At 38.2% G+C, this 25,919-nt stretch carries 25 protein-coding genes and 1 pseudogene; 16 read left to right on the forward strand and 10 right to left on the reverse strand.

Annotated features, from left to right (window positions below; all coding sequences use genetic code 11):
* Positions 1–103: 103 nt before the first annotated feature.
* Both GILLI_RS09360 and GILLI_RS09365 read right to left on the reverse strand, forming a co-directional pair.
* Positions 104–1,501 carry a DUF5689 domain-containing protein gene (locus GILLI_RS09360; protein WP_006988864.1) on the reverse strand — a complete coding sequence of 466 codons (1,398 nt, stop codon included), beginning with the start codon at positions 1,499–1,501 and terminating at the stop codon, positions 104–106.
* Between the two features lie 35 nt (positions 1,502–1,536).
* A complete protein-coding gene (locus GILLI_RS09365) occupies positions 1,537–4,365 on the reverse strand; it encodes a peptidase associated domain and porin domain-containing protein (protein WP_006988865.1) in 2,829 nt (942 codons plus the stop codon).
* 185 nt (positions 4,366–4,550) lie between these two features.
* On the opposite strand from GILLI_RS09365, the gene GILLI_RS09370 reads away from it, so the two are divergent.
* The 3 genes from GILLI_RS09370 to GILLI_RS09375 all read left to right on the forward strand — a co-directional run bounded on the left by GILLI_RS09370 (position 4,551) and on the right by GILLI_RS09375 (position 6,652).
* A complete protein-coding gene (locus tag GILLI_RS09370) occupies positions 4,551–5,552 on the forward strand; it encodes an endonuclease/exonuclease/phosphatase family protein (protein ID WP_156798715.1) in 1,002 nt (333 codons plus the stop codon).
* On the forward strand, positions 5,545–5,691 hold the full coding sequence (locus GILLI_RS18395) for a hypothetical protein (protein WP_156798661.1): 147 nt from the start codon (positions 5,545–5,547) through the stop codon (positions 5,689–5,691). Before GILLI_RS09370 ends, GILLI_RS18395 begins: the two co-directional genes overlap by 8 nt.
* A gap of 184 nt (positions 5,692–5,875) precedes the next feature.
* Positions 5,876–6,652 (forward strand): TSUP family transporter, encoded by a 777-nt coding sequence (locus GILLI_RS09375; protein WP_245545618.1) that lies wholly within the window; start codon positions 5,876–5,878, stop codon positions 6,650–6,652.
* 20 nt (positions 6,653–6,672) lie between these two features.
* Here GILLI_RS09375 and GILLI_RS09380 read toward each other — a convergent pair whose 3' ends face one another.
* The 8 genes from GILLI_RS09380 to GILLI_RS09415 all read right to left on the reverse strand — a co-directional run bounded on the left by GILLI_RS09380 (position 6,673) and on the right by GILLI_RS09415 (position 14,946).
* Complete coding sequence (locus GILLI_RS09380; protein ID WP_006988868.1) at positions 6,673–7,749, reverse strand: PA0069 family radical SAM protein; 1,077 nt, start codon at positions 7,747–7,749, stop codon at positions 6,673–6,675.
* Positions 7,750–7,816: 67 nt separating this feature from the next.
* On the reverse strand, positions 7,817–8,599 hold the full coding sequence (locus GILLI_RS09385; protein ID WP_006988869.1) for an enoyl-CoA hydratase/isomerase family protein: 783 nt from the start codon (positions 8,597–8,599) through the stop codon (positions 7,817–7,819).
* A 68-nt stretch (positions 8,600–8,667) separates the two neighbouring features.
* Positions 8,668–10,122, reverse strand: coding sequence for a sensor histidine kinase (locus tag GILLI_RS09390; RefSeq protein WP_006988870.1), 1,455 nt, complete (start codon positions 10,120–10,122; stop codon positions 8,668–8,670).
* 45 nt (positions 10,123–10,167) lie between these two features.
* Positions 10,168–10,764, reverse strand: coding sequence for a CopD family protein (locus tag GILLI_RS09395; RefSeq protein WP_050855603.1), 597 nt, complete (start codon positions 10,762–10,764; stop codon positions 10,168–10,170).
* Positions 10,765–10,814: 50 nt separating this feature from the next.
* A complete protein-coding gene (locus tag GILLI_RS09400; RefSeq protein WP_006988872.1) occupies positions 10,815–12,182 on the reverse strand; it encodes an MATE family efflux transporter in 1,368 nt (455 codons plus the stop codon).
* Positions 12,182–13,216, reverse strand: coding sequence for a ferrochelatase (hemH, locus tag GILLI_RS09405; RefSeq protein WP_006988873.1), 1,035 nt, complete (start codon positions 13,214–13,216; stop codon positions 12,182–12,184). The genes GILLI_RS09400 and hemH overlap by 1 nt, the downstream gene beginning before the upstream one ends.
* Positions 13,217–13,317: 101 nt before the next feature.
* Positions 13,318–14,034 carry a ThuA domain-containing protein gene (locus tag GILLI_RS09410; RefSeq protein WP_006988874.1) on the reverse strand — a complete coding sequence of 239 codons (717 nt, stop codon included), beginning with the start codon at positions 14,032–14,034 and terminating at the stop codon, positions 13,318–13,320.
* A gap of 12 nt (positions 14,035–14,046) precedes the next feature.
* Complete coding sequence (locus GILLI_RS09415; RefSeq protein WP_006988875.1) at positions 14,047–14,946, reverse strand: AraC family transcriptional regulator; 900 nt, start codon at positions 14,944–14,946, stop codon at positions 14,047–14,049.
* Positions 14,947–15,146: 200 nt separating this feature from the next.
* Here GILLI_RS09415 and hemA point away from each other — a divergent pair, with 200 nt between their 5' ends.
* The 13 genes and pseudogenes from hemA to GILLI_RS18400 form a co-directional block, all read left to right on the forward strand.
* Positions 15,147–16,403: a glutamyl-tRNA reductase gene (hemA, locus tag GILLI_RS09420; protein WP_006988876.1), complete on the forward strand. Its 1,257-nt coding sequence runs from the start codon at positions 15,147–15,149 to the stop codon at positions 16,401–16,403.
* Positions 16,400–17,311, forward strand: coding sequence for a hydroxymethylbilane synthase (gene hemC, locus GILLI_RS09425; RefSeq protein ID WP_006988877.1), 912 nt, complete (start codon positions 16,400–16,402; stop codon positions 17,309–17,311). The genes hemA and hemC overlap by 4 nt, the downstream gene beginning before the upstream one ends.
* 7 nt (positions 17,312–17,318) lie before the next feature.
* The gene (locus GILLI_RS09430) at positions 17,319–17,972 is read left to right on the forward strand and encodes a uroporphyrinogen-III synthase (protein ID WP_006988878.1); all 654 of its coding nucleotides are present in this window, start codon (positions 17,319–17,321) and stop codon (positions 17,970–17,972) included.
* Positions 17,969–18,997, forward strand: coding sequence for a uroporphyrinogen decarboxylase (gene hemE / locus GILLI_RS09435; RefSeq protein WP_006988879.1), 1,029 nt, complete (start codon positions 17,969–17,971; stop codon positions 18,995–18,997). Before GILLI_RS09430 ends, hemE begins: the two co-directional genes overlap by 4 nt.
* Before the next feature lie 3 nt (positions 18,998–19,000).
* On the forward strand, positions 19,001–19,501 hold the full coding sequence (locus GILLI_RS09440) for a DUF6973 domain-containing protein (RefSeq protein WP_006988880.1): 501 nt from the start codon (positions 19,001–19,003) through the stop codon (positions 19,499–19,501).
* Positions 19,498–20,400: an oxygen-dependent coproporphyrinogen oxidase gene (gene hemF / locus GILLI_RS09445; RefSeq protein ID WP_006988881.1), complete on the forward strand. Its 903-nt coding sequence runs from the start codon at positions 19,498–19,500 to the stop codon at positions 20,398–20,400. Before GILLI_RS09440 ends, hemF begins: the two co-directional genes overlap by 4 nt.
* Before the next feature lie 95 nt (positions 20,401–20,495).
* Positions 20,496–21,470, forward strand: coding sequence for a porphobilinogen synthase (hemB, locus tag GILLI_RS09450; protein ID WP_006988882.1), 975 nt, complete (start codon positions 20,496–20,498; stop codon positions 21,468–21,470).
* Positions 21,471–21,618: 148 nt separating this feature from the next.
* Entirely contained in the window at positions 21,619–21,963 is a 345-nt protein-coding gene (locus tag GILLI_RS09455; RefSeq protein ID WP_006988883.1) for a hypothetical protein, read from the forward strand.
* 135 nt (positions 21,964–22,098) lie between these two features.
* The gene (locus GILLI_RS09460) at positions 22,099–22,587 is read left to right on the forward strand and encodes a hypothetical protein (RefSeq protein ID WP_006988884.1); all 489 of its coding nucleotides are present in this window, start codon (positions 22,099–22,101) and stop codon (positions 22,585–22,587) included.
* Positions 22,588–22,838: 251 nt separating this feature from the next.
* Positions 22,839–23,939, forward strand: a complete 1,101-nt coding sequence (locus GILLI_RS09465) for a CNNM domain-containing protein (RefSeq protein ID WP_006988885.1) — start codon at positions 22,839–22,841, stop codon at positions 23,937–23,939.
* The gene (locus GILLI_RS09470) at positions 23,923–24,393 is read left to right on the forward strand and encodes a methylated-DNA--[protein]-cysteine S-methyltransferase (protein ID WP_006988886.1); all 471 of its coding nucleotides are present in this window, start codon (positions 23,923–23,925) and stop codon (positions 24,391–24,393) included. The genes GILLI_RS09465 and GILLI_RS09470 overlap by 17 nt, the downstream gene beginning before the upstream one ends.
* A gap of 132 nt (positions 24,394–24,525) precedes the next feature.
* Positions 24,526–25,686, forward strand: coding sequence for a serine hydrolase domain-containing protein (locus tag GILLI_RS09475; protein WP_006988887.1), 1,161 nt, complete (start codon positions 24,526–24,528; stop codon positions 25,684–25,686).
* Positions 25,676–25,783, forward strand: a pseudogene (locus tag GILLI_RS18400) (3'-5' exonuclease); the annotation flags it as partial. The gene GILLI_RS09475 and the pseudogene GILLI_RS18400, both read left to right, overlap by 11 nt.
* Positions 25,784–25,919 lie beyond the last annotated feature (136 nt).

The following is a 25,919-nucleotide window of genomic DNA, read 5'->3' on the forward strand; positions in this document are numbered from 1 at the left end:
TAAGCAATTTATTCGCCACAACCTCGGAAACTATTAGTTATAGACTGGATGATTTATATAAAAATTACATACTTAACTTACAGTAAAGCAATATGGTGTGGTTTCACTTATTTCCCGTTACCCGAATATTATCGACATCATAAGTGGTGGTTTTATCTGGAATTCCTCCCATATATCTAAAGGCAACATGCACCGTTCCCTGTAAGCAGGAAATATCGACATGTGTCCTTTTGAAAAAAGTGGCAGCCTGGTTGGAAGGCCCCAGAGGAATTTCTGCATCCAATAACTTCCACGAAGTTGTCAATGGATTTCCGGAGTAGCTATCGGAAATATAGACCCTTAAAATCGTAGCATTGTCAAATGAAGATCTTAGGTCAAAAGCAAGAACTTCAGAATCGGTTTTTTCAAGATCAATTGCAGGGGTAACCAGCCAGGCCTCCAAAGGAGCTTCTATTGTATTATATGCGGAAATTCTCAGATGCCGGTTCCCTCCTAAGGTTCCAGGTTTAAAAACTACACTGCCTCCGCTTACATTCACATTGGTCCATCCTCTGGTTTCCAGCATTCTTAGTGTTGTAATGGTCTCAAAACTTTCCTGAAAAACGATTTCCACTCCGGGAGTTGAATTTTCCCCGCATTTAAAAAATTCAGGATCACAGCGCGCTCCATCTTCAAAAGAAAGATCTTCCGGGGTATTGAGCACAATTATAAAAAAATCATCATAAAAATCTCTTGTTAAAACCCCGGATAAGCCACCGGAAGCCTCAGGTAATAACAAAGACCTGAAATCGGCAAAGGTGCTGGTGCTAAGCATGGAAGTAGCTCCGGTCTCACAACTCTCTAGCTGACGTACACCATCAAATTGATCGGTTGTTTCAGCAGCAAATGTAAGTGGCCTGTCATCCCGGAAAAGATTTAAATTAAACTGAACATTTTCCAGTTTAATATATAAATTCTTGAAACTCTCATTAAAATCCCGGATATCTAATCTTAAAGGTTCGATTGCAGCTGTTTCCGAAGTTTTCAATAGGTGTTCGTCTATTAAAGGTTTGGGAATTGCAACCACATTCCCCCTGTTTTGAATTCCTAATTGCAAATTTCCGTTATTATATCCTAAACTAAGCCCGTCAAGCTTCACATAAATTTTTCTTCCAAAATCATACGTATTAAATAAGGAAGCATCATCAATTAGAACCTGTATTCCGGAAGTTGGATTGGAAGAGCGATCCTGCAGGACAAGCTTTTTATAAAAATTACCTCCTTCGTCACTGGAAACAACATAGCCTTCCATCGCTACACCTGTGTTTTGAAAAGTATAAATATCTTCAGATTCAAAATCAAAATGGCCTTTTACCGCAGCAATCGTTGTAAGGTTTCCATCAAACGAAACTTCAGAAACCTCAATTTCCGGAAGTTCATAGTCATCGGACTTCACGCAGGAAATCAGGAATAAAACCGCCGTCACACCAAGCAGGATATTAAAGTTAAATAGAGTTTTCATAAGCTATGGTTTTGGCTTCTTACATTTAATCCGGTTTAAAATCTCACATAAATATTCGCATAATAGGTAGCGCCGTTCCCAAACCAATATCTGGACCCAAATATAGGCTGGTCTCTTTCCCGGTCTTCTTTTAGGGTTCTAAAGTTGGCATTTCTGGACTGTTCAAAACCACCGGTTTTGTATAAAACATCAAAAATATTATTAAGACTCACAAAAAACCCAAGATAGTATCCGCCTTCTAAAAGCCAGGATTTCCCACCAATTGCATTCACTAAAATATAATCATCAAATTGTTCCTGTTTAAGAAGGGATCGGGCAACATCCTGCTCATAATCTAACAGTGGCAATCCGTCTGAATCTGTTAAAAAATTGCTGGTTCGGGTCAACGGACTTACATCTGCAAAAGCATGTGAAAAGAAATTCACGGTGGTCCCAAACCACCAAAAACCGGGATCACGATATTCAAAACCCAATTGTGCAGCACGCTGTGGGCCTCCCGCAATTCTATAATTTTTTAAATAAGACGTCCCGTAATTGACAACTTCATCAAAATCATCGGAGGTTAAATATAGATTGGGGTTACTGCTATACGTAAATTGACCCAGAGCGGCGGCTCCCTTCAGTTTTATCGTTGTTGTTATTTGAGATTCCACTCCCAGCTCTAATCCTACATGTTGCTTATCAATCCCGCTTAAAACTTCCTGAACAAAAGCAGTTGTGCTGTTTCTTCCCAATCCTGAAAGCCCATCGGCATAATAAAAGGAGATCTCGGTAGCATCATTTATTTGTGTAAAATAACCCGTTAACCGAGCCTTCAAATGTGGAGCTCTATACATGTAGCTCATATCTGCAGATTGTATTTTTTCACTGCCTAACCCCACCACCACATCATTATTTTGGCGCGAATTGGAGAACGAATTCCTCAAATTAGGTGCTTTTGAAAAGTAAGCGGCATTGAAATCGATCAAATGTCTACCGGTGATCTTATAGGTTGCCCCTGTTTTGAGGCCATAATTGGTGAAACTAAGCATCTCACTTTTTCCCAGAGAATTATCGGGAAAGCTCCCATTTTGAAATAGTCCTGTTCGTTGGTAAGAAGTTTGGGAAAGATTTCCTGCCACATAAAAATCAATCTTGCTATATTTGAATTGTGCCTGAACAAAACCTTCAGTCACCCCTGCGCTTAAGTTGAAATTATACTTAAACCGTTCTCCTTCAGTTGCTATTCTGTTTCGGTTTTGCAAATCACTTTGAGCTATATCTCCTACCGGATTTTCTGCATCCCCTTCAGCAAAAAAATCTACATCAAGATAGCCGCTTCCTCCAAGAAGATCCTTTAGGCTAGAAAAATTTTCACTTTTAAGGTTGTTATAACTGAGTTTGCCATTGATTATAACAGATTCATTTAACGTATAGCTGAGAATAGAATTCATCCAAACTTGAGTATCATCATTCCTGTCTTCAGCGATTACGTAAATGGCATTTCCTCCATTTGCAACCGAGGTTCGATTTGCAGAATAAAGTGCTTTCCAATCTAATTGACCGTCCTGCTGAAATTCCTGTTGTGCAATATAAGCGCTCACATAATTGGGATTCCTAGGATTCCGAAGAAAATAACTGGGTAATTTTTGATAATACGCAGGATCGGGATTACTTCCACCACCAATAAAACTCTCCTGCCCATCGGGCTGTGTTACAAGTCTGGTTCCTCCAAAATCTATACGGCTGTTCCCAATTTTTCCAAATTGATAGGACAGGTTATTATTGATTTGAATCTTATTTGTGACTTCCCAAAAATGATTCAACATCAAAACAGGCTCCTTTATTTCCCGTGTTCTGGAATTCCTGATCTCCTCATCCTGATAGCCCCAAAAAGAGTTATAGCGCCTGCCTTTCAAATCAAATACTTCCTGGGTATTCGCTGAAGATTTTCCGCGGATATTTGGCGTATAAAAACCGGTAAAATTAAGGCTGTGGTTCTCATTTATCTTCTTCCCCACCGATATAAACAGGGCATTTGCATCATAGAGGCTTCCGTCATTATAGCCTTCCTCTGCAAAGCGCCGTGAAGCCGAAACCGAATAGGCCCATCCATTACTCATCTCTCCAGAATTGTATGTCCCCATTATTCGGCCTTTATAGCTGCGGTTTGCTGCGGCATAAGAAACCCTTCCACCTTTGCTGAAAGCCGAAGCCCGCATAATAATATTGGTGGTTCCCGCAAGACCTCCAAAACTGACTTCGGAGGAAGTAAGCCCCATTGAAAACACCTGATTTCGCTGGACATCATTCAGTCCGCCCCAGTTTCCCCATTGAGGCCTTCCATTGAACAATTTGTTCATTTCGATACCGTTGATGAGTAATTTTCCATGTTCACTGTCAAATCCGCGCGGGCGGAAAAAAGTAGCGCTAAAATCAAATGCAGCAGCGTTAAGAAAAACGTCCCGGGTAGCCTGTAATAATCCTGAAATACTTTCAATGCTCCCTTCATCCTCACTCAGCTCCGTATCCGAGAGACTAATAATTCCAATCATGGTCTGTTCCCGGAACATATCTATTTGAAGCGGAATCAAATCCAGATCCTTATATTCATCGTTTATTATTACAGGAAGACGTAAGAGATTATAACCTGGTTTTAAAAACAGTAGAACCTGATTTCCGGAAGGCAAATTTTCATTTGAAAATATAAAATGACCGTTTATATCTGTAAGCGTATTAAAGGTAGTCCCTTCAATTGAAACCTTTACATTTTCAATATTTTCATACGAAGATGCTGCCACTACAACTCCCTCCAAGGTGATTTGTGCAGAAATATTAAAGCATACGAAATGCCCTAAAAGCAATAAAAAATTGACCCTACTCATTTATAAATTGCTCATTTACAGATTATAAGTTAGAACTTTTATTCCATATTATTTAAAATATTAGTAATTTAATAAGGATATTTTAAAAAAATCCAAGTATGTGCTGTTCCCAATTACAACCGATAGCTGTCCTTAAAAATTCAAAAATACTTTTGATATTTTTTCTGATTTTTAGTTATTTCAGCATGACGTCTCAGGAAAAGAGGAACTATCATATTAGAACCATCGCTTTCTATAACATAGAGAATTTGTTCGATACAGAAAATGATCCGTTCACTTTTGATGATGATCGTACTCCAGAAGGAAAAGATGCATGGACCTTTGAAAAATACAATGATAAAGTGAAAAATATTGCCAGGGTACTCTCTGAAATAGGAACAGAAACCGCACAAATTCCGCCGGCAATCATAGGTCTTTGTGAGTTGGAAAACCGAAAGGTGATCGAAGATTTGATAAATCATGAATATCTTTTAAGCTTCAATTATGGGATTGTACATTATGATTCCCCGGATCGCAGAGGGATTGATGTTGCACTGCTATATCAAAAAGACCTGTTCACACCAATTAATTCTCACTCCCGAAGATTGCTTATTTATGATCTTGAGGATCCATCTAAGCGGGTTTTTACGAGGGACCAACTGGTTGTCACCGGAATTTTTGAAGGAGAAAAGATGCATTTTATCGTAAATCACTGGCCTTCCAGAAGCGGTGGAGAGGCAAGAAGCAGTTATAAAAGAGAACGAGCTGCCTGGCTGAATAAGCAAATTATAGATTCCCTATATCACATAGATCCATATTCCAAGATTATTACTATGGGTGATTTCAATGATGATCCAACGAATAAAAGCTTAAAAAAAGGATTGCAAACCAGAGCGAATCAAAGTACAACAAAATTTCAGGAATTGTTCAATCCTATGGAAAGCTTGCATAAAAAGGGCATAGGAACCCTTGCTTACAGAGATGGATGGAATTTATTCGATCAAATTATTTTAACTCAGGCATTTCTTGAACGGGATTATACGGGTTACAGTTTTTACAAAGCCGGAATTTATAATGCAAATTACCTTATTACTCCCACAGGTCAATTTCGCGGGTATCCCTTTAGGAGTTACGATTATGGAGGATATACGGGGGGATATAGTGACCATTTCCCGGTGTATGTGTATTTAATTAAGGAAGTTGAATAATACAATCTTAACTCAGGGAAAAACCCACTGCCTAAAACAATTTCACCTGTCCCTGCTGGCAGTCGATAGAAGAAGTGAGTTTTATAAACAAAATGAGCAATATCTGGAAAAACTGGCAAGGTTGCAATATCTAAGATAGAGATTCACTATTTTATATCTTTAGACTAATTTTTCAAACTTTATTTTGAAAAAATAAGTTTTTTCCTCCTCCTTTTTTCTTTTCTCTTCAAGGCAAAATCGTAACGCTCTTAATAGTATTATCAAAAAGTAAATAAAATTCTATATTTGTTCCGCTCCGGAGATTATACCTGTTGCCAAACTGAATGATGGAATACTTAGTTATTTGTCTTTTTGCATTTTTAGCTTCAGGATTAACTTTTTTCTCAGGTTTTGGCCTAGGCACCATACTCCTGCCTGTTTTTGCTTTCTTCTTTCCTGTGGAAGTTGCTATTGCTTTAACCGCTATTGTTCATTTTCTCACCAATCTTTTTAAGCTAACGCTTATTGGTAAAAAAGCAAACAGATTTGTACTTATAAAGTTTGGTGTGCCTGCTTTCCTTTTTGCTTTACTGGGAGCTTATATCTTAACCTTAATTGCAGATTCGGCTCCTATTTTGATGTATTCTATATCTGGTAATATATTTTACATTACTCCGGTGAAATTGATTATTGCCGTACTTCTTGCCATTTTTGCACTAATAGATATGGTACCCTCCCTTAAGAGAATACAGGTCGATCAAAAATACCTGCCGTTGGGAGGTTCCCTGAGTGGATTTTTCGGAGGCCTTTCAGGTCACCAGGGAGCTTTGAGGACCGCCTTTTTAATTAGGGCTAATCTTTCTAAAGAGGAATTTATTGCAACAGGAATTGTAATTGCGGTTATTATAGATATATCGCGGTTAAGTGTGTATGCGGGAGAAATCCTTCAGCTGGAAAGCACTTTCAATTATCCTCTTTTAGCTGCGGCGGTTTTGGCAGCATTCCTTGGAGCCTTTTTAGGTAATAAATTATTGAAAAAGATCACAATTCAAAAACTTCAGCTTAGCATAGGAGCTTTACTGCTCATTTTTTCAGTGTTACTGGGTGCAGGAATAATATAAAATTTTATTCCCGATTTAATTTAAAACAATCTCATCTGTCCTTGTTTAAATTCCGCGTGCAGTTCACAGTTCAAAGTGGGTGAAATCCTTCCGGAAAGATATTTTTTCTTTGCAATTTTAAATTGTTGTGAAACCTGTTCAGCAATATTCCCGGAACCTTTCATCCTCCTGCCAAATACGCTGTCGTTTAAATTCCCTCCATGACATTCGGCTATTTGATTTAATACCTTTTCTGCTCTATCCGGCATGGCTTTTTGGATCCAGCTAGTAAATATTCCTCCAATAGCACCGTTTAATCGCACCATGGTATATCCCACTCCTAATGCACCAGCTTCAGCAATGGTCTTTACAAGTGGTAGTATCTCATGGCTATTTATTCCCGGGATAATTGGTGCCATCATCACACTCACCGGAACACCGGCGGCACTTAACTTCTCAAGTGTATCCAAACGTTTTTTTACTGTAGCCGTTCTTGGCTCTAATAAACGTCTTGTTTCCTCGTTTAAGGATGTGATTGAAAGATGAACTTGTACCAAATTATCCTTGGCTAGTTCAATTAGAATGTCAAGATCTCTTATAATAAGCGAATTCTTTGTAATGATCCCAACAGGATGTTTATACTTTAAAAAGATTTTTAGTAAGTTTCTGGTGATCTCCAATTTCTTTTCTATAGGCTGGTAACAATCTGTATTTCCGGAAAGCACAATTGGTGTTGCCTGCCATCGTTTACTTTGCAGCTTCTTTTCCAACAATTCCACCGAATTTTTCTTTATCAGGATCTTTTGCTCAAAATCTAATCCTGCACTATAGCCCCAGTATTCATGAGAATTCCTGGCATAGCAATATACACAGCCGTGCTCACATCCCTGATAAGGATTTAGCGAATAGCCCATACCAACATCGGGACTGTTTACTTTATTGACAATAGTTTTTGGGAAAGTATCTATTAAAACCGTTTTGGTATTTTGAGGCTCCTCATCTTCCATCGCACAATAATTTAGAAAATCGCTGCGGAATTCATGGGTGAAAGCATCAAATTTATTTGAAACATTTCCCTGGGCACCTCTCCCGTTTAAATATGAATTAGCTTTGGACATAAAACAAAAATATGGAATATATCCTAATTAAAGGATATATTCCATATTTTTGTTATCTTGATTGGGATTATTCGCCTGGAAAATCGGCCTTTCGTTTGTTCAGAAATGCGGAGGTTCCTTCTTCAAAATCGGCTGTTCCAAAACATCTTCCAAATTCTTCAATTTCGGTTTCAAAACCATTCACCCCATCTTCATAATTGGCATTTACCGCTTTGATCGCAGATTTAATAGCTACCAGGGAGTTTTTCATGATCTTTCCTGCAAGCTTTTCAGCAAATTCCAGCAATTCCTCCTGTGAGGTAACATGATTCACCAAATTGTATTGCAGTGCCTGGTTGGCATCGATCATTCCCGCAGTCATGATCATTTCCATTGCCCGGCCTTTGCCAACCAATTGAGGTAAACGTTGGGTTCCCCCATAACCGGGAATTACACCAAGGGAAACTTCAGGAAGTCCCATTTTTGCATTCTCACTGGCAATCCTAAAATGTGCCGCAAGCGCAAGTTCAAGTCCGCCGCCAAGAGCGAATCCATTGATTGCTGCAATTACAGGCTTTGGAAAATTAGCGATATAATTAAATAATTTCTCCTGACCTTGAGCAGCTAATGCTTTTCCCTCTTCCGAAGAATAATCTGAAAATTCACTGATATCCGCTCCTGCGACAAAGGCTTTTTCCCCGCTTCCGGTGAGGATGATCACTTTTACATCTTCATCCCCTCCCGCAGCCCAAAATGCTTCGTGAAGTTCATGAATTGTTGCCTTGTTTAGGGCGTTTAATTTTGATGGCCTGTTAACGGTAATTTGTAAAATCCCCTGATTTTTTTCGGATAAAATATTTTGAAATTCCATTTCTATGTTTTTATTTAAAAATGATTTTTATTCTAATAATTAATACAATTTTCTAAGGTTTTGAATTCCTATTTTGGAAAACGTATTGTAAAGATAGTGCCTTTATTTCTTTTTGAAGTAAAGCTAATGGTACCATTATAGGTTTCCACCAGGTTCTTTACCATTGCCAGTCCAAGGCCCATCCCGCTGCTTTTTGTGGTGAATTTAGGTTCAAAAACCTTATCCTTATTCTCTTCAGAGATCCCAACCCCATTATCGGAAACCGAAATACTTACCGTGTCCTCTTCATCTTCCACGTTCACCAGAATTCTGGGATTTTCAATATCCTGAAGCGCTTGCGTGGCATTTTTAACAAGATTTGTAACTACCCGGATTAGCTGAGTTCTGTCAAATTTTGCTAAGATCTCCTCTTTTTCTGAAGTAAAAATGATGTATTCTTCATTAAAAATATCCAAAGCCAGTTTCACAATCTTGGGGACATTGAGAATCTCATTTTGCTGTGCCGGCATTTTTGCGAAATTTGAAAAGGCCGAAGCGATCGCGCTCATCGTGTCTATTTGATGAATAAGCGTATTGCTGTATTCCTCTACTTTTTTATCGATATTGGGATCCCTGGGATCAAAATTTCGCTGAAAACTTTGAACACTTAACCTCATTGGGGTCAACGGGTTTTTAATCTCATGTGCCACCTGTTTTGCCATTTCCCGCCAGGCCTGTTCCCGCTCTCCGGTGGCCAATTTAACCGCACTTTCTTCCAACTCATCTATCATACTGTTGTAAGCCGCAACCAGGGTATAAATTTCTTCGGAAGCATTATCGATCTCGATTTTTTGATTCCGTTTGTCAAGCCTTGTCTCTATGATCTTTTCTGAAACTATTTTAAGGGATTTTGTGATGTATTTGGAAAGAAAATAAGACAGCAGAATTGCCAGAACAAGCATGAATAAATACACCTCGGCAAGTTTCACAAGAAAATCATTCAAATCCTTCTGAAGCATTTTGTCGTCCTGTACATACGGCAAATATAGAATGGCAAGTGGTTTAAACTGATTGTCTGTGATATACGAATAAGAAGATTGAAACTTTTGGCCGTTTACTTCAGATCTTCTCAAAAACCTTTTATCCCTGGAGTTTTTAAGCTCCTGAAGAATGTATGGATTTATTTGAACGTTCATAGTATCCCTGAAAAAGGACTCATTTGATTTTATGAGAAGCCTTCCGCTGAGATTATAAATATTGAGATGCATATCATGAACCTGGGACATTTCATAGATCTTATCCCTTTCCTTTAAAATAACGGGCATATTTTCAGTATTCACTATATGCGTGGTATTGCCCAACACAAATTTTATATTCTCCCGTATGGCCTGCTCTTTTCTTTCCAGGCGATCCCTGTGATATGCTTCAGATTCCTGCGTATATTGAAAAACCGTTACTCCTGCAATCAATATTGAAGCCCCTAAAACCAGTAAGATCATGGAAATGAAAATACGGTTTCGTAAAGAGAGTTTTAATTGTTTCATAGGAATTTATACGGGTTGGCTAAAAATATCAATTATCACACCATACTAGGCTTTTGGATCCTGGGACCTTATTCTCTGGTAAAGCTTAAAGCCCATCATCAGGATCACGCTTAAAAGTATAATCCCAATAACCCCATAAATCCAATTCAATGCATCTCTCAATATCACTAAAAATACAACCGAAAAAAGGATAATAGTAGAACCTTCATTCCATATCCGCATTTTGTTGGAACTCCATTTTACAACATCATTTTGTAATTCCCGGAATATCAAATGGCATTTAATATGGTACGCATATAATAACACTACGAAGCCCAGTTTCACCAACATCCAGTCCTGTTCTATCCAAAATGGCATTATAAAAAGCAACCAAAAAGCGAAGATACTGGCCAATATCGCAGAAGGCCAGGTAATGATATACCACAGCCGTTTGGTCATTAGTTTTAACTGATTTACTAAAATAGACTTTTCAGGCTCTGGTTTTTGAGCGGCTTCAATGTGATAAACAAAAAGTCTTGGTATATAAAAAAGCCCGGCAAACCAGGTGATCACAAAAATTAAATGAAGTGCTTTTATATAGTTGTAATATTCAAACAAAGCGTATATTTTTTGAGGGATTCTGGCCGGTATCGGGGAACTCATTCATTTCCATCTCAACAGGTTTTAAACAAAGATATACATTTGAAAATTTCTTATTCAGAATAATTTAAAGCCTGGGAAGGTTTCAGTTTTAAACGGATTTCTCTATTCAGGAAGTATGCAGTAACTATGGTTGAAAGCACATCGGCGATAGGGAATGAGATCCAAACACCAATCTCTCCAAAGTATTTCGGCAAAATTAGAACCAACGGAATAAAAAAGAAACCCTGCCTGGATAAAGTGAGCAAAAGTGCCGGAATGGCTTTTCCTATTGCCTGAAAATAAGCCGACCCAATCAACTGCAAGGCGATAATTGGAGTGGCCGCAAAAACCCATCGCATGGCGCTGGGGGTTTCCTCAATAATTTGTGGGTTTGAGGTAAATATTGCGACGATATTTTCAGAAAAAAACATAATCCCGGCAAATACCAGTACTCCCAGCATACTGGCATAAAGAATAGCCGTATTGATGCTTTTTCTTACGCGTTCCCAATTTTTTGCTCCATAGTTATAGCCTGCTATTGGTAAAAATCCCTGTGTTACTCCAAGCACCGGGAAAAGGGCAAACATCAACATCCTCCCAATAATGGCATATACGGTTACTGAAGCCGCACCTCCAAGATCAAAAAGAATATTATTCATCAATAAATAGGTAACGCTAACAGCTGCCTGCCTTGCCAGAGTTACAAATCCCAGGGAAGATGTTTCCTTTAAAATTGACCAGTCAAATAAGAAATGAGACCATTTGATCTTTAATTCTGAATTTTTTGAAAGAAAAAACCATACGATGTATCCAAAACAAAGCAAATAGGAAGTTGTGGTAGCCCATGCAGCACCCAACATACCCATATCAAATACCTTGATAAGTATATAATCCAAAACAAGATTCCCAACAGATGGAATGATCATGGCGATCATCGCAAATTTAGGTTTGCCTTCTGCCCGTATTACATTATTTCCCATCATACAAAGTGCAAGAAAAGGCACTCCGTACAACACAACGGTATAATACACCTTGGCCGGTTCAAAAATAGCCCCTTTTCCTCCAAATGCCGGAATAAGGGAGTTGACGAAGGTTAACCCAAGGACAACAAGCACAATCGTTAAAATTAGGGTAAGGCTAATCTGATTCCCAAAGGTTTTCAGCGCTTTTTCATCTTTGTTGGATCCCAGCGCACGGGAAATTATCGAAGCACCTCCAATTCCTATAGCCATCCCTAATGCCGCTATAAAAAAGGAAACCGGTAAAACCACATTGATCGCTGCAATTGCAATGGAACCAATCCAGTTCCCAACAAAAATAGTATCTACAAGAATATTTAAGGACATAACAAGTATCCCAACAGATGCCGGTAAGGCTTGCTGAATAAGCAACTTACCAATAGGTTCCTTGCCAAGAATTGCAGAATTAATTTTTGCCATTATGCTTCAACGGGATTGGAAAAGGCCCATTCATCTATCCAACGGGATAAAACCTTAACCCAATCTTCTCTATCATTTAAACACGGAACAACCGTGAATTTTTCTCCTCCAACTTCATGGAATATCTCTTCTCCTTCCATCGCAATCTCTTCCAATGTCTCCAGGCAATCGCTTACAAAAGCAGGTGTAACTATGGCAAGGTTTTTCATCCCCTGTTTCCCAAAACGCTCTATTGTTCGGTCTGTGTAAGGTTGCAACCATGGATCAAATCCAAGTCTTGACTGGAAAGATACACTGTAAGTATTTTCCTTTAATTCCAAATATTCTGCAACAAGGCGAGTGGTTTCAAAACATTGATGACGGTAACAAAACTGGTGCGCAGGAGATGCTGTTTGACAACAGGAACCATCTATCTGGCAATGAGATTTTGTGATATCGCTTTTTCTTATATGTCGCTCCGGAACTCCGTGATAGGAGAATAACAAATGCTGAAACTCCACTGCTTTAAGTTTTTCTGAAATACTTTCGGCCAGCACCCGAATATAATCGGGATGATTATAAAACGCAGGAACGGAAGTAAATTGCATTTCAGGAAAATGCTCTTTTCTTAATTCTTCGGCTAAAACCAAAATAGTTTCGGTGGTGGCCATAGCAAATTGTGGATATAATGGAAAGATCAATACCTCATCCACTCCCTGATCATGCAATTCCTGTAATCCAGATTTTATATTTGGCGTGCCGTAACGCATGGAAAGTACGATAGGTATCGAGGTGTGATCGTCGATTTTATCGCGTAATCTTTTGGAAAGTACAATTAACGGGGAACCTTCATCCCACCATATTTTTTGATAAGCAGCTGCCGATTTTTTTGGTCGGGTATTGAGAACAATTCCTTTTACAAGCAATGTTCTTGCCCATAGCGGGACATCGATCACTCGTTCATCCATTAAAAATTCCCCTAAATATTTTTTAACATCCTTGGGGGAAGTACTATCGGGAGAGCCCAGATTTACGAGCAGTACACCTTTTTTCATATTTTTCTTTTTTCAATATAAAAATAAAATTCTTTTTTGGGATACACGATAGAAAGGTATTATACTTTCTTATCTCCATATAGAAAAACCCCTTTCCCTGATTATGCTCCCAAAGCGAATAAAATGCTCTGTAGAATATGTTCTCTAAATTCAGGTTCGTCATAAGCTTCATCCGTATGTCCTCCAGCGGTATAAATTGATATTCCGCCACCATCGAGCTTTCGATACCAGGCAATAGGATGATCTTCTCCATTTTCACCGCCTTGATAAGTGCGCTCCTCTAAATTTAATAGAACGGTTATTTCGGGATTGATATTTTTAAAATTGTACCACTCATCCTCGCGTATCCAGGTTTTTGGTAAATGAGCAACCGTTGGATGTTCCGGAGCTGTCACCGTTATTTCGGCCTTTGCTATTTTTGGATGGCTATTAAAATAAGCACCGGCCAACTTGCCGTACCAGGCCCAGTCGTATTCGGTATCTGTAGCAGCGTGAATCCCAAAATAACTTCCTCCGTTATTTATGAAATCTTCCAAGGCATTTTGTTGCTGAAGGTCAAGAACATCTCCGGTGGTATTTAGAAAAATTACTAGGGAATACTCTTTAAGATTATTCTTCGTAAAATTTTCTGAATCCTTTGTTTCCTCCACGTTGAAACTATGTTCTTTCCCAAGTTCCTGAATGGTTTTTATCCCCTTCGGAATTGATTCATGATAAAAACCTTCCGTTTTATGAAAAACCAGTACATTTTTTCCCTGTGCGTAGGTGAAGGAAAAATTGAAAAAAAGAATGGCAATAAGGATTTTAAGACTTTTCATAAAACACTATTTCTAATTAGTGGTTGGAATAGACATGATATATTTCTTTGGGGTAGTACCGAATTTTTTCCTGAATGCTGCAATAAAATGGCTTGCTGTGCTATATCCCACTTTTAATCCAACTTCATTCACATTGTATTCTCCGGAGTCTAAAAGCTTTCTCGCAAATTCCATCTTATAATCAAACAAAAAACTATATACAGAATCGCCATAGATTTGCTTAAAGCCATCCTTTAATTTTTTCAGACTCAATCCAATTTCTAAAGATAACTCATTTAAAGAGGGAGGTTCTGCCATCCTGTTTATTATAATTTCTTTTGCCTTGCGAATTTTTAAAACGCTTTCCTCATCGCTTAAAAATGGACATTGCTCCATATTTGGATCTTCTGTCCTGTTAAAATACAGACTCAACAATTCATATGCTTTAGCTTTAAAATATAAAGACTTTATGGACGGCATCAAATTAAAGTTCATCAATTGGTTTAGAACAATAGCCATAGAAGGAGAAATCTCTGCATCCTTATAATATTTCTTGTCGCTATTTTCTTTACTTAAAAAAGGAATATAGCCGGCTTCCTGTGAAAACAAGGAATGAAATTTCTTTATTGAAATTACCAGGGAGATCAACCAGGATTTTGGTTGCAATTCTAAATTGATTGGCAAATCTCTTTGTGGGTTATATAAAAGCAACGATTTTTCTTCCTCTAAAGGCAATTCATAATTACTGTTATTAAAAAAAAACTTGCCTTTTCCCTTTACACAAAAATGAAACTGAATATAGCTATTATCTATCTCCCGGGAGATGTTACCCGGAAATTTATCTTCATTTTGAAACTTTAAGATAAAGAACCCATCTTCAACTTTAGTTTCATCAACAAACCCTGCAGCGATATTTTTTTCCTCTAAATCCATAATTGAATTCATTTTATTATTTAGAATTAATCTAAACTAATGCGTATTTAAGCGCTATTATTGCTACAAAAATAAGGATTTCACCTAATACCCTCCCCGAAAATATGATTATTATCAGGAATCGACACATTTAGTACTTTGCGCGTTACTTTTTAAGAATCTTATACCTTACTTTTGCCCCTGCAATCCTAATCTGTTACATGGAGAACTATCATATTTCAAGAGGTAAACATTTTTATACCATTGGTTTAAGCTATAAAAAAGCTGATGCCGATATACGTGGTCATTTCAGTTTAACTGCAGAAAGCAAAATAAAATTGCTGGAAGACGCTAAAAATGAAGGGATTGACGGAATTATTGTCACCTCCACCTGCAATAGAACTGAAATTTACGGGTTCGCACAGCATCCTTATCAGCTTATAAAATTACTTTGTGAGCATACTCACGGTACCGTGGAAGAATTTGAAAAAGTAGCTTACATCTATAAGAATAAGGAAGCCATCGCTCACATGTTTAGAGTTGGAACAGGTCTCGATAGCCAAATCTTAGGCGATTTCGAAATTATTAGTCAGTTAAAGATCGCATTCATCAGTTCAAAGAATGCCGGAGTTGCAAATCCTTTTTTAGAGCGACTCGTAAATGCCGTTATTCAGGCAAGCAAGCGAATTAAAAATGAAACCGAAATGTCTTCAGGGGCAACTTCAGTGAGTTTCGCTTCGGTTCAATACATTCTTCGTGAGGTTAAAAACATTTCAGAAAAAAATATTTTACTCTTCGGAACAGGAAAAATCGGAAGAAATACTTGTGAAAATCTTGTAAAACATACCAAAAATCATAACATTACCCTTATAAACCGAACTAAGGATAAAGCTGAAAAAATTGCCGGAAAATTCAATTTGAAGGTAGAAGATTATGCTAACCTTCAGTCGGAAATCCGTAATGCAGATATTTTAATCGTTGCAACAGGAGCTCACAATCCAACTATTTCCAAAGAGCTTATTTATCCTAAAAAGGAATTATTGATCCTGGATCTTTCCATCCCTAAAAATGTTTCAGACGATGTTGCTGAAATGGAAAATGTAACTGTGCTTCATTTAGATCATCTTGCTCAAATGACAGATGAGACCCTGGAACGAAGAAAACAATGCATCCCTGCAGCCAAACTCATAATTGCTGAAGTTGAAGATGAATTTAACAAATGGCTGGAAATGCGAAAATTTGCTCCTACCATAAAAGCGCTCAAGAAAAAACTGAAGGGCATGAAAGATGCCGAACTGGATTTTCAACGTCGAAAAATTGTAGATTTCAATAATGAGCAGGCAGAAATAGTTAGCAACAGGATTATTCAAAAAATTATGAATCATTTTGCCAATCACCTTAAAGATGATTCCAATACTACAGATGAAAGCTTGGAGCTTATCCAGAAAGTCTTTCAGCTGGAAGATGCCACAAAATGAACAAAACAATAAGAATAGGCACCCGCGATAGCGAATTAGCGCTATGGCAGGCAAAAACCGTTCAATCTGCACTTGAAACATTAGGTCATAAAACCAACTTGGTTCCCGTGAAATCTACCGGAGACCTCAACTTAGACCAACCTTTGTATGAAATGGGAATTACGGGGATTTTTACAAAAACCCTGGATATTGCCATGCTGACCGATAAAATTGATATTGCGGTACATTCCATGAAAGATGTACCAACTGCTTTGCCAAAAGGCATTGTGGAAGCCGCCATTCTAAAAAGAGCAAATTCAAAAGATATTTTAGTACATAAAGGCCTTGATTTTCTTGAATCCAAAGGCACTATTGCCACCGGAAGCCTGCGCCGAAAAGCACAATGGCTTAACAAATACCCCCAACATGCGGTTGTAGATCTGCGCGGAAACGTAAACACCCGAATGAAAAAACTGGAAGAAAACAGTTGGGACGGAGCCATTTTTGCAGCCGCAGGACTTGAACGTATCAATCTTACTCCTGAAAATTATTTAACTCTAGACTGGATGATACCCGCTCCTGCTCAAGGCGCGATGCTTGTTGTTGCAAAAGAAAAAGACGAATTTTGTAGAAAGACGCTTTCAGCCCTGAACCATAAAGAATCTGAAATTTGTGTGCATACAGAGCGTGAATTTCTAAAAACCCTTGAAGGTGGCTGCACAGCTCCCATTGGTGCTCTTGCCGAAATTAGGGATGGAATACTTTATTTCAAAGGCGGACTATACAGCCTGGATGGAACACAAAAATTTGAAATTGAAAGAGTAGTTTCAGCAAATCAAACCCAGGGATTCGGGAAAAAATGTGCCGAAGAAATCCTGAAAAATGGAGGTTCAGAACTTATGAAAAAGATTAGGGAAGTGCTAAAATAATGCAATCATGCCAACTGTCCTCTCCACCAAAATACTAGAACCTCATCAAAAACAATTATTGCTAAATGCCGGAATGTCCCTGGTAGAATACAATGCAATTAAAATTGAATTTAAAGATTTTGATCCCGGTAAGAAGTTTATAAAAAATGCGATCATTACAAGTAAGAATACCGCAAAGGCAATACTCAGGAAGAATCTTATAATTGAAAACTGTTTTTGCGTTGGAGAAAAAACAGCTGCCTTTTTAAAGGAAAAAAAGTATAATATTACCGAAATTGCAGATTATGGAACTGCTTTAGCTACTATAATTACAAAAAACTATTCTGATGAAAACTTCAGCTTCTTCTGCGGAGATAAACGCCGGGAGGAATTGCCATCAATTTTAAAGGAGAATACTATAAATGTAGAAGAAATTCAAGTCTATAAAACAACCTTAAATCCGAAGAAATTTCAACAGGAATTCGATGGAGTTTTGTTTTTTAGTCCTAGCGGAGTAAAAAGCTTTTTCAGCAAAAATAAAATCAAGAACAGCACCGCTTTCTGTATTGGTACAACAACTGCTTCAGAAGCAAGAAAGTTTACAGAAAATATAGTAATTGCCACTAAACCAAGCATTGAAAATGTGATTGTACAGGTGGTAAAAAAAATACCGACACCATGATTAAAAACGATCTATTTTTAAAAGCATTAAAGGGTGAAACCGTAGAGCGACCCCCGGTTTGGATGATGCGCCAGGCGGGAAGATACCTGCCGGATTTTATGAAATTGAAGGAGAAATATGATTTCTTCACCAGGTGCCGTACCCCGGAACTGGCAACAGAGATCACCGTAATGCCAATAAACCAGATAGGTCCAGATGCTGCGATCCTTTTTAGCGATATCCTGGTAATTCCCCAGGCGATGAATATTGAAGTGGAAATGAAGCCAGGTTTAGGACCCTGGCTACCAAATCCTGTTCGAACTACACAGGATGTTCAAAAGGTCATTGTACCCGATGTGCATGAAACTTTAGGCTACGTAATGGATGCCATCAAAATGACCAAGAAGGAGCTCAATGATGAGGTTCCCCTAATAGGTTTTGCAGGTTCCCCCTGGACTATATTATGTTATGCGGTACAAGGACAGGGTTCTAAAAACTTTGATATCGCCAAAAAATTCTGTTTTACCAATCCGGCTGCAGCACATACCTTATTGCAAAAAATAACCGATACCACCATCGCCTATTTAAAAGCAAAAGTTGCCGCGGGCGTAGATGCCGTACAAATATTCGATTCCTGGGGAGGAATGCTTTCTCCAACCGATTATCAAATATTTTCATGGTACTATATTCAGCAAATCATCGATGCCCTAAAAGAAGAAACCCATGTGATCGCCTTTGGAAAGGGCTGCTGGTTTGCGTTGGATACCATGGCAAAATCTGGAGCTTCGGCTTTAGGAGTAGACTGGACCTGCTCTCCATTACATGCGCGTTATTTAAGCGGTGGGAAGATCACGCTTCAAGGTAATTTTGATCCTTCCCGATTGTATTCCCCTCCGGCAGAGATTAAAAAAATGGTGCATCAAATGATCGATGAATTTGGAAAAGACCGCTACATCGTTAATTTAGGCCACGGGATCTTACCCGATATTCCGGTAGAAAATGCCCGTGCTTTTGTTGATGCAGTTAAAGAATATAAGCCAAGATAAGAAATGGCAATAGTGGCAGGAATTAAAGGTTTAAACTTTTGGCAATTTTTCAAATTGGCAAAGGTTTTAATTTTGAAACCTTTCTTTATCGTCCCAACTTATAGGGCCACCAGAAAAACTGTTGAGATTTGTAATTCCCATTTTGGGAAAAAACATCATAAAAATAATAGTACCAATGCTTTCAGGCATGCATTATGGAATTTCCTGATTTGTGAAAAATGTTATAAGACTTCAAATTCTATTGAAAAGGCCTCTATATGGGCTGAAAAAATAACCAGTCTCCACGAGATACTTTCACCAAACAGAGAGCTTTCCAAAATCATGGATCTCCATAACAACAGAATAGGAAGGGAGCTGTTTAAAAAAAATGCTTCAAAAAGTATTAATATTATTGCACTTCTTAAGGAAATGATGGAGAACGCGGTGCAGGTAAGCAGTATTGCAGAAATAGAAAACGCACCAAACAGGTTGGTTTTTATTGAAAAATTAGAAACTCAATTATGAAGAAAAAGTTCTATAAATACATAGAGGATTTACAGGATACGATCACGTCCAGACTTGAACAAATAGATGGGACGGCAAAATTTCGGGAAGATCTTTGGGAGCGGAAAGAAGGCGGGGGCGGAAGAACCCGTGTTATTGAAAATGGGGCTGTTTTTGAAAAAGGCGGAGTCAATATTTCAGCGGTTCATGGATCGCTTCCTCCGGCGATGCAGCAATATTTCAAAGTTGGCGATGTCGATTTTTTCGCTTGCGGCTTAAGCCTGGTCCTGCACCCAAAAAACCCAATGATTCCCACCGTTCATGCAAACTGGCGTTATTTTGAGATGTATGATACAAATGGAACGGTGATAGATCAATGGTTTGGCGGTGGACAGGATCTCACTCCTTATTATTTATTTGAAGAAGATGCGGTACATTTTCATCAGGTTTCGAAAAATGCCTGTGACAGTCATCATCCTGAATTTTACTCCAGATATAAAAAGCAGTGTGATGAATATTTCTGGAACTCCCATCGCGAAGAAGCACGGGGAATAGGCGGTTTGTTTTTCGATTATTGTAAGGCCACGGAAGAAATGAGTATTGAAGACTGGTTTCATTTTGTGACCGAAGTTGGGGACAGCTTCCTGGAGGCGTATGTTCCCATTGCTGAAAAACGCAAGAATTTGCCGTATTCAAAGGAGAATAGAACCTGGCAGGAAATAAGGCGGGGTCGCTATGTAGAATTCAACCTGGTTCACGACAAAGGCACCCTTTTCGGATTGAAAACCAATGGGAGAATTGAAAGTATTTTAATGAGCCTTCCTCCTCACGTGCAATGGGTGTATGATCATCATCCTGAAAAAGACAGCGAAGAAGAGAAATTACTGAATGTATTGACGCATCCTAAGGATTGGATCTAAAAAGGTCTAAAAAGTGCTTCGTCATACCCGGAAATAAAACACAATTAAAGCTTCAGGCCTTAGATCCTGAAACCTGAATTTAAAACTATTAAGAGATGTATCCATTAAGAAGAAACAGAAGATTGCGAACAAGCGAAGTAATACGTTCATTGGTGAGGGAAACTATTATCAGCCCAAATGACTTTCTGGTACCTATATTTATTGTTGAAGGAAAAAATGTAAAGGAAGAGATCGCTTCAATGCCGAATTATTTTAGGTTTAGTCTGGATCTTCTGGAAAAAGAAGTGAAAGAATTGTGGGATCTGGGATTGAGATCGGTTTTGTTGTTTGTGAAGGTGCCTGATAATTTAAAAGACAATGTGGGAACCGAAGCTTTAAATGCCGACGGATTGATGCAACGGGCAATAAAAACCGTGAAAAATGCGGTTCCGGAAATGCTGGTGATGACAGATGTTGCTTTAGATCCCTATTCCTCTTTTGGACATGACGGAGTGGTTGCCGATGGCAAAATTCTAAACGATGATACCACAGCAATTTTGGCCGAAATGTCCCTTTCACACGCCAATGCCGGTGCCGATTTTGTTGCTCCAAGCGATATGATGGATGGTCGTATTTTCGAAATAAGAAGCCTCTTGGAAGATGAAGGTTTCTATGATACCGGAATTATGAGTTACAGTGCAAAATATGCCTCTGCTTTTTATGGTCCGTTTAGGGATGCGTTGGATTCTGCGCCGGGATTTGGAGATAAAAAAACCTACCAGATGGACCCTGCAAACAGGGATGAAGCCATTAGGGAAACACTCATGGATATTGATGAAGGAGCCGATATTGTCATGGTTAAACCGGGACTTTGTTATCTAGACATTGTTCGTGATATTAAAAATGTGGTAAATGTTCCTGTAGCGGTGTACCAGGTAAGCGGGGAATATGCAATGATAAAAGCTGCTTCAGAAAAAGGATGGCTGGATCACGACGCGGTCATGATGGAACAATTAACAGCCATAAAACGCGCCGGAGCCAATATGATCGCCAGTTATTTTGCCAAAGATGCGGTGAAACTTATTTCCTGATACAGTTCTAAGGGCTTCAAAGCTATCTTCTTTGATTTGAAAAATAGGATCCGGAGCTTTAAGCCTCTAATAATCAGAGCGAAATTATTAGCAAAAATTTAATTTTCTCTATCGACTTTCTATGTACATTTGATTTGTGAAAACCAATTTGTTAAATAGAATTTTTCCTTTAGTGCTTCTGGCACTATTGAATGTATTTAGCAGTGCTGCTTTTTCAAATTCTTCGGCAGTTTCTAATTTAGATCCCAGGGATTACGATTATTTACAGGCCGATCAAAATACAGAGGCTTTATTCTTTGAAGAAATTTCGGTTGGTAGTTATTTTCAGCTGGAGCCTGAGGATCTTTCAGGCAGTTCGGGATTTAGTCCTGGAATTTTACAAAACACATTACTTCACAAAAAAGGCCAAAACCATTCCAATACATGGGTTTACCTTCCGGATTTTCGGGCTCTCATAGAAAATCAAATCTTTCCTTTCCATTTTTTTTGGTGAAAACTATTTCAAAATAGGATTTCAGTCAGGCTTTTACACTAAAGGCTGTGGCTTTTTTGTGCAACCAAATATTTCTGTTTAACAGTAATACCTTAAGCACAGCAACAATCAATTCACCTAAAAAAAATTAAAATAATGGATACATCATCTGTCATCATTGGCCTTTTGTTAATGTTAGTGTTTGTGGGGCCTATACTTTATATGATCCTCAACCAATCAAACAAAAACAAAAACCGCTTAAAAAACCTTAAAAATCTGGGTTCCCAAAACAACATGAATCTGGACCAGATGGAATTGACCAATTCTCTTTTATTAGGCCTCGATTCTAAATCAAAAAAACTGATCATCGTGGAACCTAAAAACAATATGCAATACGATATCATCGATTTGTGTGAAATAAATCAAAGCCTGGTTTCCAAAAAGGCTCTGCCACAGGTAAACGGACAAAAGGAAAATACGGCGATCACGCACATAAGCCTGGACTTGTTCCAAAAACATCCTAAAGAAACCCGCACCGAAATTATTTTTTATGATGAATACGATGATACAAGCTATAATGCCGAAACCCAGTTGTTTTTGGCCAATAAATGGGATAAACTCATAAAATCCAATTTTTCAGCTTAATCCCGGAAGTGGGTTTAATTTAAGGATCCTGCGGGACCTACGACCTTGATTTTAGGAAAGCATGAATTTATAAGCTGTTACCGGAAGTTTTTTCGGTAACAGCTTTTTTTTAAGAATCCCATAAAGAAGTCACAAACTGCGAATTGGAAAGAAATTTAAACCTTCAAAGAGAGATTAAACGGCTTTACCATTACTTTAGGTAAATTGTATTAAAGAATCCTTATTTTAGTGTCCTAAAATGAAATCTAACAATGGAATTACTTATTCTTTATGCTACGCTTGCCATTTTCTTTTCATTTTTATGTTCTATACTGGAAGCGGTTTTACTTAGCATCACCCCTACCTTTATTCGTGTTAAAAAAAAGGAAGGGAAAGCCTATGCAACCACGTTAACCGATTTCAAAAGGGATATCGATAAACCTCTCATCGCCATTTTAACGGTAAACACGATTGCGCATACCGTGGGAGCAATTCTTGTAGGAGTGCAGGCGGAGAAAGTTTTTGGAGACGGTGGGAATTCAGTAGGAATCGTATCTGCTGTTATGACCCTGGCAATACTAATTCTTTCTGAAATAATCCCAAAAACAATTGGAGCTACCTATTGGCAATCCCTGGGCAAATTTACTGCTATCACTTTAAAAGTCTTATTATTTCCATTGAAATATACCGGAATCCTGTGGTTGATGATGCTCACCACCAAACTAATAGGGAAATCGGCGCATGTAAGTACAATGAGTAGGGAGGAGTTTTTGGCAATTACCGATGCCGCCGAAGAAGAAGGTTTTTTCGAAGAAAAGGAAACTACGGTAATAAAAAATCTGCTCGTGTTTAAATCGGTCATGGCAAAAGATGTAATGACCCCGTTTTCTGTGGCTACGATTGAAGATGAATCCACCAGCATTGAAGTATTTCACCGCGCTCATAAAAATTTAAAATTCTCCAGAATCCCGGTTTATAAAAACAAACCCAATAACATCTCCGGATTTGTGCTTAAAGATGATATTCTTGAGGAAATGATAGATGAAAAAGGCCCGGAACCTTTAAGCATTTTAAAAAGGGATGTTTTCATCACAGATCCCAACACTCCAATTCCAGAGCTTTTCGAGATCTTTATCAAACGAAAAGCGCATATTTCAATAGTAGCCGATCAATATGGAAATACCATAGGATTGGTAACAATGGAAGACATCATTGAAACCCTCTTGGGACTTGAGATCATGGATGAGAACGATCATATTGAAGACATGCAACTTATGGCTCGTCAAAACTGGGAAAAGCGGGCTAAAAAACTTGGACTTATTCAGCAAAATGATACCGAAACAAAATCTGCCAATAATGACGATCAGTCTTAAAACTCCATTGGGGATTTGTGAAATAACTGGTGATGAAGATGGAATTTCAGAAATTAGGATCGTGGATGAAGAACGGGAACTCAGCGATAGTGTTCCGGAAATTTTAATTCCTGCAGTTAAACAAATTGAGGCTTATTTTAGAGGTGAATTAAAGGATTTCAGCTTAAAATTAAATCCAGAGGGAACTCCGTTTCAAAAAACAGTCTGGCAATCTTTGCGGGAAATTCCTTTTGGGAAAACCAACTCCTACATGGAAATATCTAAAAATTTGGGAGCTGTAAAAGCCATTCGTGCGGTGGCAGCCGCAAATGGAAAAAATCCTTTGTGGATTGTAATTCCCTGTCATCGGGTAATAGGCAGCGATGGCTCCCTTACCGGATATGCGGGAGGATTGTGGCGAAAAAAATGGTTATTGGAGCACGAAAACCCCTCTTCCCAACAAAGTCTTTTTTAGCTTTTATGTTTCAGGAGCTATAACTTTTAGAAGTATAAATACTTTCTTCCTAAAATTGCTTAATTTTAAAAAGAAGTATTTGTTCCTCACCTTATAGAAGCTTTTGAATTAAAACACACTAAACACCTATTTATGAAAATAATCTTACGCATTCTTGGCGCCTTCATAGTTTTTGTTCTTTTCGGAATTTTGCTCCTTTACATTTTCAATTATGAATATATTCTTCGGGGATTGCAAGTGGTTTATTTGCAAGGGCATACCACTGCTTACATTGATGATCACCCTGAATTTAATAACCGAAAAATAGCTTCTGGAGATGCTTACCAGGCCTGGCTCAAACACAAAGAGTATAACAGTGTTTCTCCTACAGAAAAGCTTCAGGAAACCAATGATAATTTGGGAACGATAGCTTTTCTAATCATAAAAAACGACAGTATCTGGTATGAAAATTATGCTGAAGGATATACGGACACTACCCTAACCAATTCTTTTTCCATGGCAAAATCCATCACCACTGCTTTACTTGGAAAGGCAATAAAAGATGGGTATATCAAAAGTTTGGAGCAACCTGTGTCAGATTTTTTCCCGGAATTTAAAAATCCGGAATTTTCCGTTTTAAGCGTAGGAGACCTTGCGGCAATGTCTTCAGGTTTAAACTGGGATGAAGATTATTACAATCCATTTTCTGTAACTGCCCGGGTTTATTTTGATGAAGATATAAGAAAAGTAGTAAAGGAACTTGATATCGTTAAACCACCGGGAACCGAATTTGAATACCTTAGTGGAAATACCATTTTACTGGGAATGGTAGTAGAAAAAGCAACGGGTAAAAATCTATCCAGGTACTTAAGCGAAAGTTTCTGGATCCCAATGGGAATGAAAACAGATGCCTTGTGGCAACTAGACAGTAATGAAAGCGGCATGGAAAAAGCGTATTGCTGTATCGCTTCTAACGCAAAAGATTTTGCAAGGTTTGGAAAACTTTTCAAAGATCACGGAAAATGGAATAACAAGCAATTACTCGATTCAGCATTTATTGCAACAGCAACTGCTCCACGGTTTAAAGACTCTCCGGAATATGGCTACGGATTCTGGCTTAGTGACTATAAAAACAAAGATATCTTTTATATGCGCGGCGTTTTAGGGCAATATGTGATTGTAATTCCTGAAGATGACCTTATCATTATTAGGCTTGGGCATAGCCTTATAAAACGCAAAAAAGAAGAAGACCATTCTCCTGACTTTTTTATCTATATAGACGAAACTTATAAAATGCTAGACCATGATTCATAAGCTCAACCTGGAACATATTTTATTTCTTGACATTGAAACCGTGCCGGAGGAAAAGACATTTAAAGATCTATCTGAAGAGAGAAAGAAACTCTGGGAAGTTCAGCATTTGGACACTCTGGACCTGTGTAGATATAATTTTTAATATATAAAAATGTCCCTTTTCTGAAATCTCTATGTTTTCATCTTCATATATTCCTAAAATCTTCAAATACAAATTCAACAAAATTTTATAC

The sequence above is a fragment of the Gillisia limnaea DSM 15749 genome (genome assembly GCF_000243235.1).
GTDB lineage: Bacteria > Bacteroidota > Bacteroidia > Flavobacteriales > Flavobacteriaceae > Gillisia > Gillisia limnaea.

Excerpts from the sequence above, each read along its gene's own strand:
- GILLI_RS09385 (WP_006988869.1), bottom strand. The coding sequence starts at position 8,599 with ATGGAATTTCAAAATATTTTATCCGAAAAAAATCAGGGGATTTTACAA.
- GILLI_RS09460 (WP_006988884.1), top strand. The coding sequence starts at position 22,099 with ATGGATACATCATCTGTCATCATTGGCCTTTTGTTAATGTTAGTGTTT.
- hemC (WP_006988877.1), top strand. The coding sequence starts at position 16,400 with ATGAACAAAACAATAAGAATAGGCACCCGCGATAGCGAATTAGCGCTA.
- GILLI_RS09465 (WP_006988885.1), top strand. The coding sequence starts at position 22,839 with ATGGAATTACTTATTCTTTATGCTACGCTTGCCATTTTCTTTTCATTT.
- GILLI_RS09395 (WP_050855603.1), bottom strand. The coding sequence starts at position 10,764 with ATGAGTTCCCCGATACCGGCCAGAATCCCTCAAAAAATATACGCTTTG.
- GILLI_RS09470 (WP_006988886.1), top strand. The coding sequence starts at position 23,923 with ATGACGATCAGTCTTAAAACTCCATTGGGGATTTGTGAAATAACTGGT.
- GILLI_RS09410 (WP_006988874.1), bottom strand. The coding sequence starts at position 14,034 with ATGAAAAGTCTTAAAATCCTTATTGCCATTCTTTTTTTCAATTTTTCC.
- GILLI_RS09430 (WP_006988878.1), top strand. The coding sequence starts at position 17,319 with ATGCCAACTGTCCTCTCCACCAAAATACTAGAACCTCATCAAAAACAA.
- GILLI_RS09475 (WP_006988887.1), top strand. The coding sequence starts at position 24,526 with ATGAAAATAATCTTACGCATTCTTGGCGCCTTCATAGTTTTTGTTCTT.
- GILLI_RS09375 (WP_245545618.1), top strand. The coding sequence starts at position 5,876 with ATGATGGAATACTTAGTTATTTGTCTTTTTGCATTTTTAGCTTCAGGA.
- GILLI_RS09365 (WP_006988865.1), bottom strand. The coding sequence starts at position 4,365 with ATGAGTAGGGTCAATTTTTTATTGCTTTTAGGGCATTTCGTATGCTTT.
- GILLI_RS09440 (WP_006988880.1), top strand. The coding sequence starts at position 19,001 with ATGGCAATAGTGGCAGGAATTAAAGGTTTAAACTTTTGGCAATTTTTC.
- GILLI_RS09400 (WP_006988872.1), bottom strand. The coding sequence starts at position 12,182 with ATGGCAAAAATTAATTCTGCAATTCTTGGCAAGGAACCTATTGGTAAG.
- hemF (WP_006988881.1), top strand. The coding sequence starts at position 19,498 with ATGAAGAAAAAGTTCTATAAATACATAGAGGATTTACAGGATACGATC.
- GILLI_RS09415 (WP_006988875.1), bottom strand. The coding sequence starts at position 14,946 with ATGGATTTAGAGGAAAAAAATATCGCTGCAGGGTTTGTTGATGAAACT.
- hemA (WP_006988876.1), top strand. The coding sequence starts at position 15,147 with ATGGAGAACTATCATATTTCAAGAGGTAAACATTTTTATACCATTGGT.
- GILLI_RS09380 (WP_006988868.1), bottom strand. The coding sequence starts at position 7,749 with ATGTCCAAAGCTAATTCATATTTAAACGGGAGAGGTGCCCAGGGAAAT.
- GILLI_RS09390 (WP_006988870.1), bottom strand. The coding sequence starts at position 10,122 with ATGAAACAATTAAAACTCTCTTTACGAAACCGTATTTTCATTTCCATG.
- GILLI_RS09370 (WP_156798715.1), top strand. The coding sequence starts at position 4,551 with ATGACGTCTCAGGAAAAGAGGAACTATCATATTAGAACCATCGCTTTC.
- hemH (WP_006988873.1), bottom strand. The coding sequence starts at position 13,216 with ATGAAAAAAGGTGTACTGCTCGTAAATCTGGGCTCTCCCGATAGTACT.
- hemB (WP_006988882.1), top strand. The coding sequence starts at position 20,496 with ATGTATCCATTAAGAAGAAACAGAAGATTGCGAACAAGCGAAGTAATA.
- GILLI_RS09360 (WP_006988864.1), bottom strand. The coding sequence starts at position 1,501 with ATGAAAACTCTATTTAACTTTAATATCCTGCTTGGTGTGACGGCGGTT.
- hemE (WP_006988879.1), top strand. The coding sequence starts at position 17,969 with ATGATTAAAAACGATCTATTTTTAAAAGCATTAAAGGGTGAAACCGTA.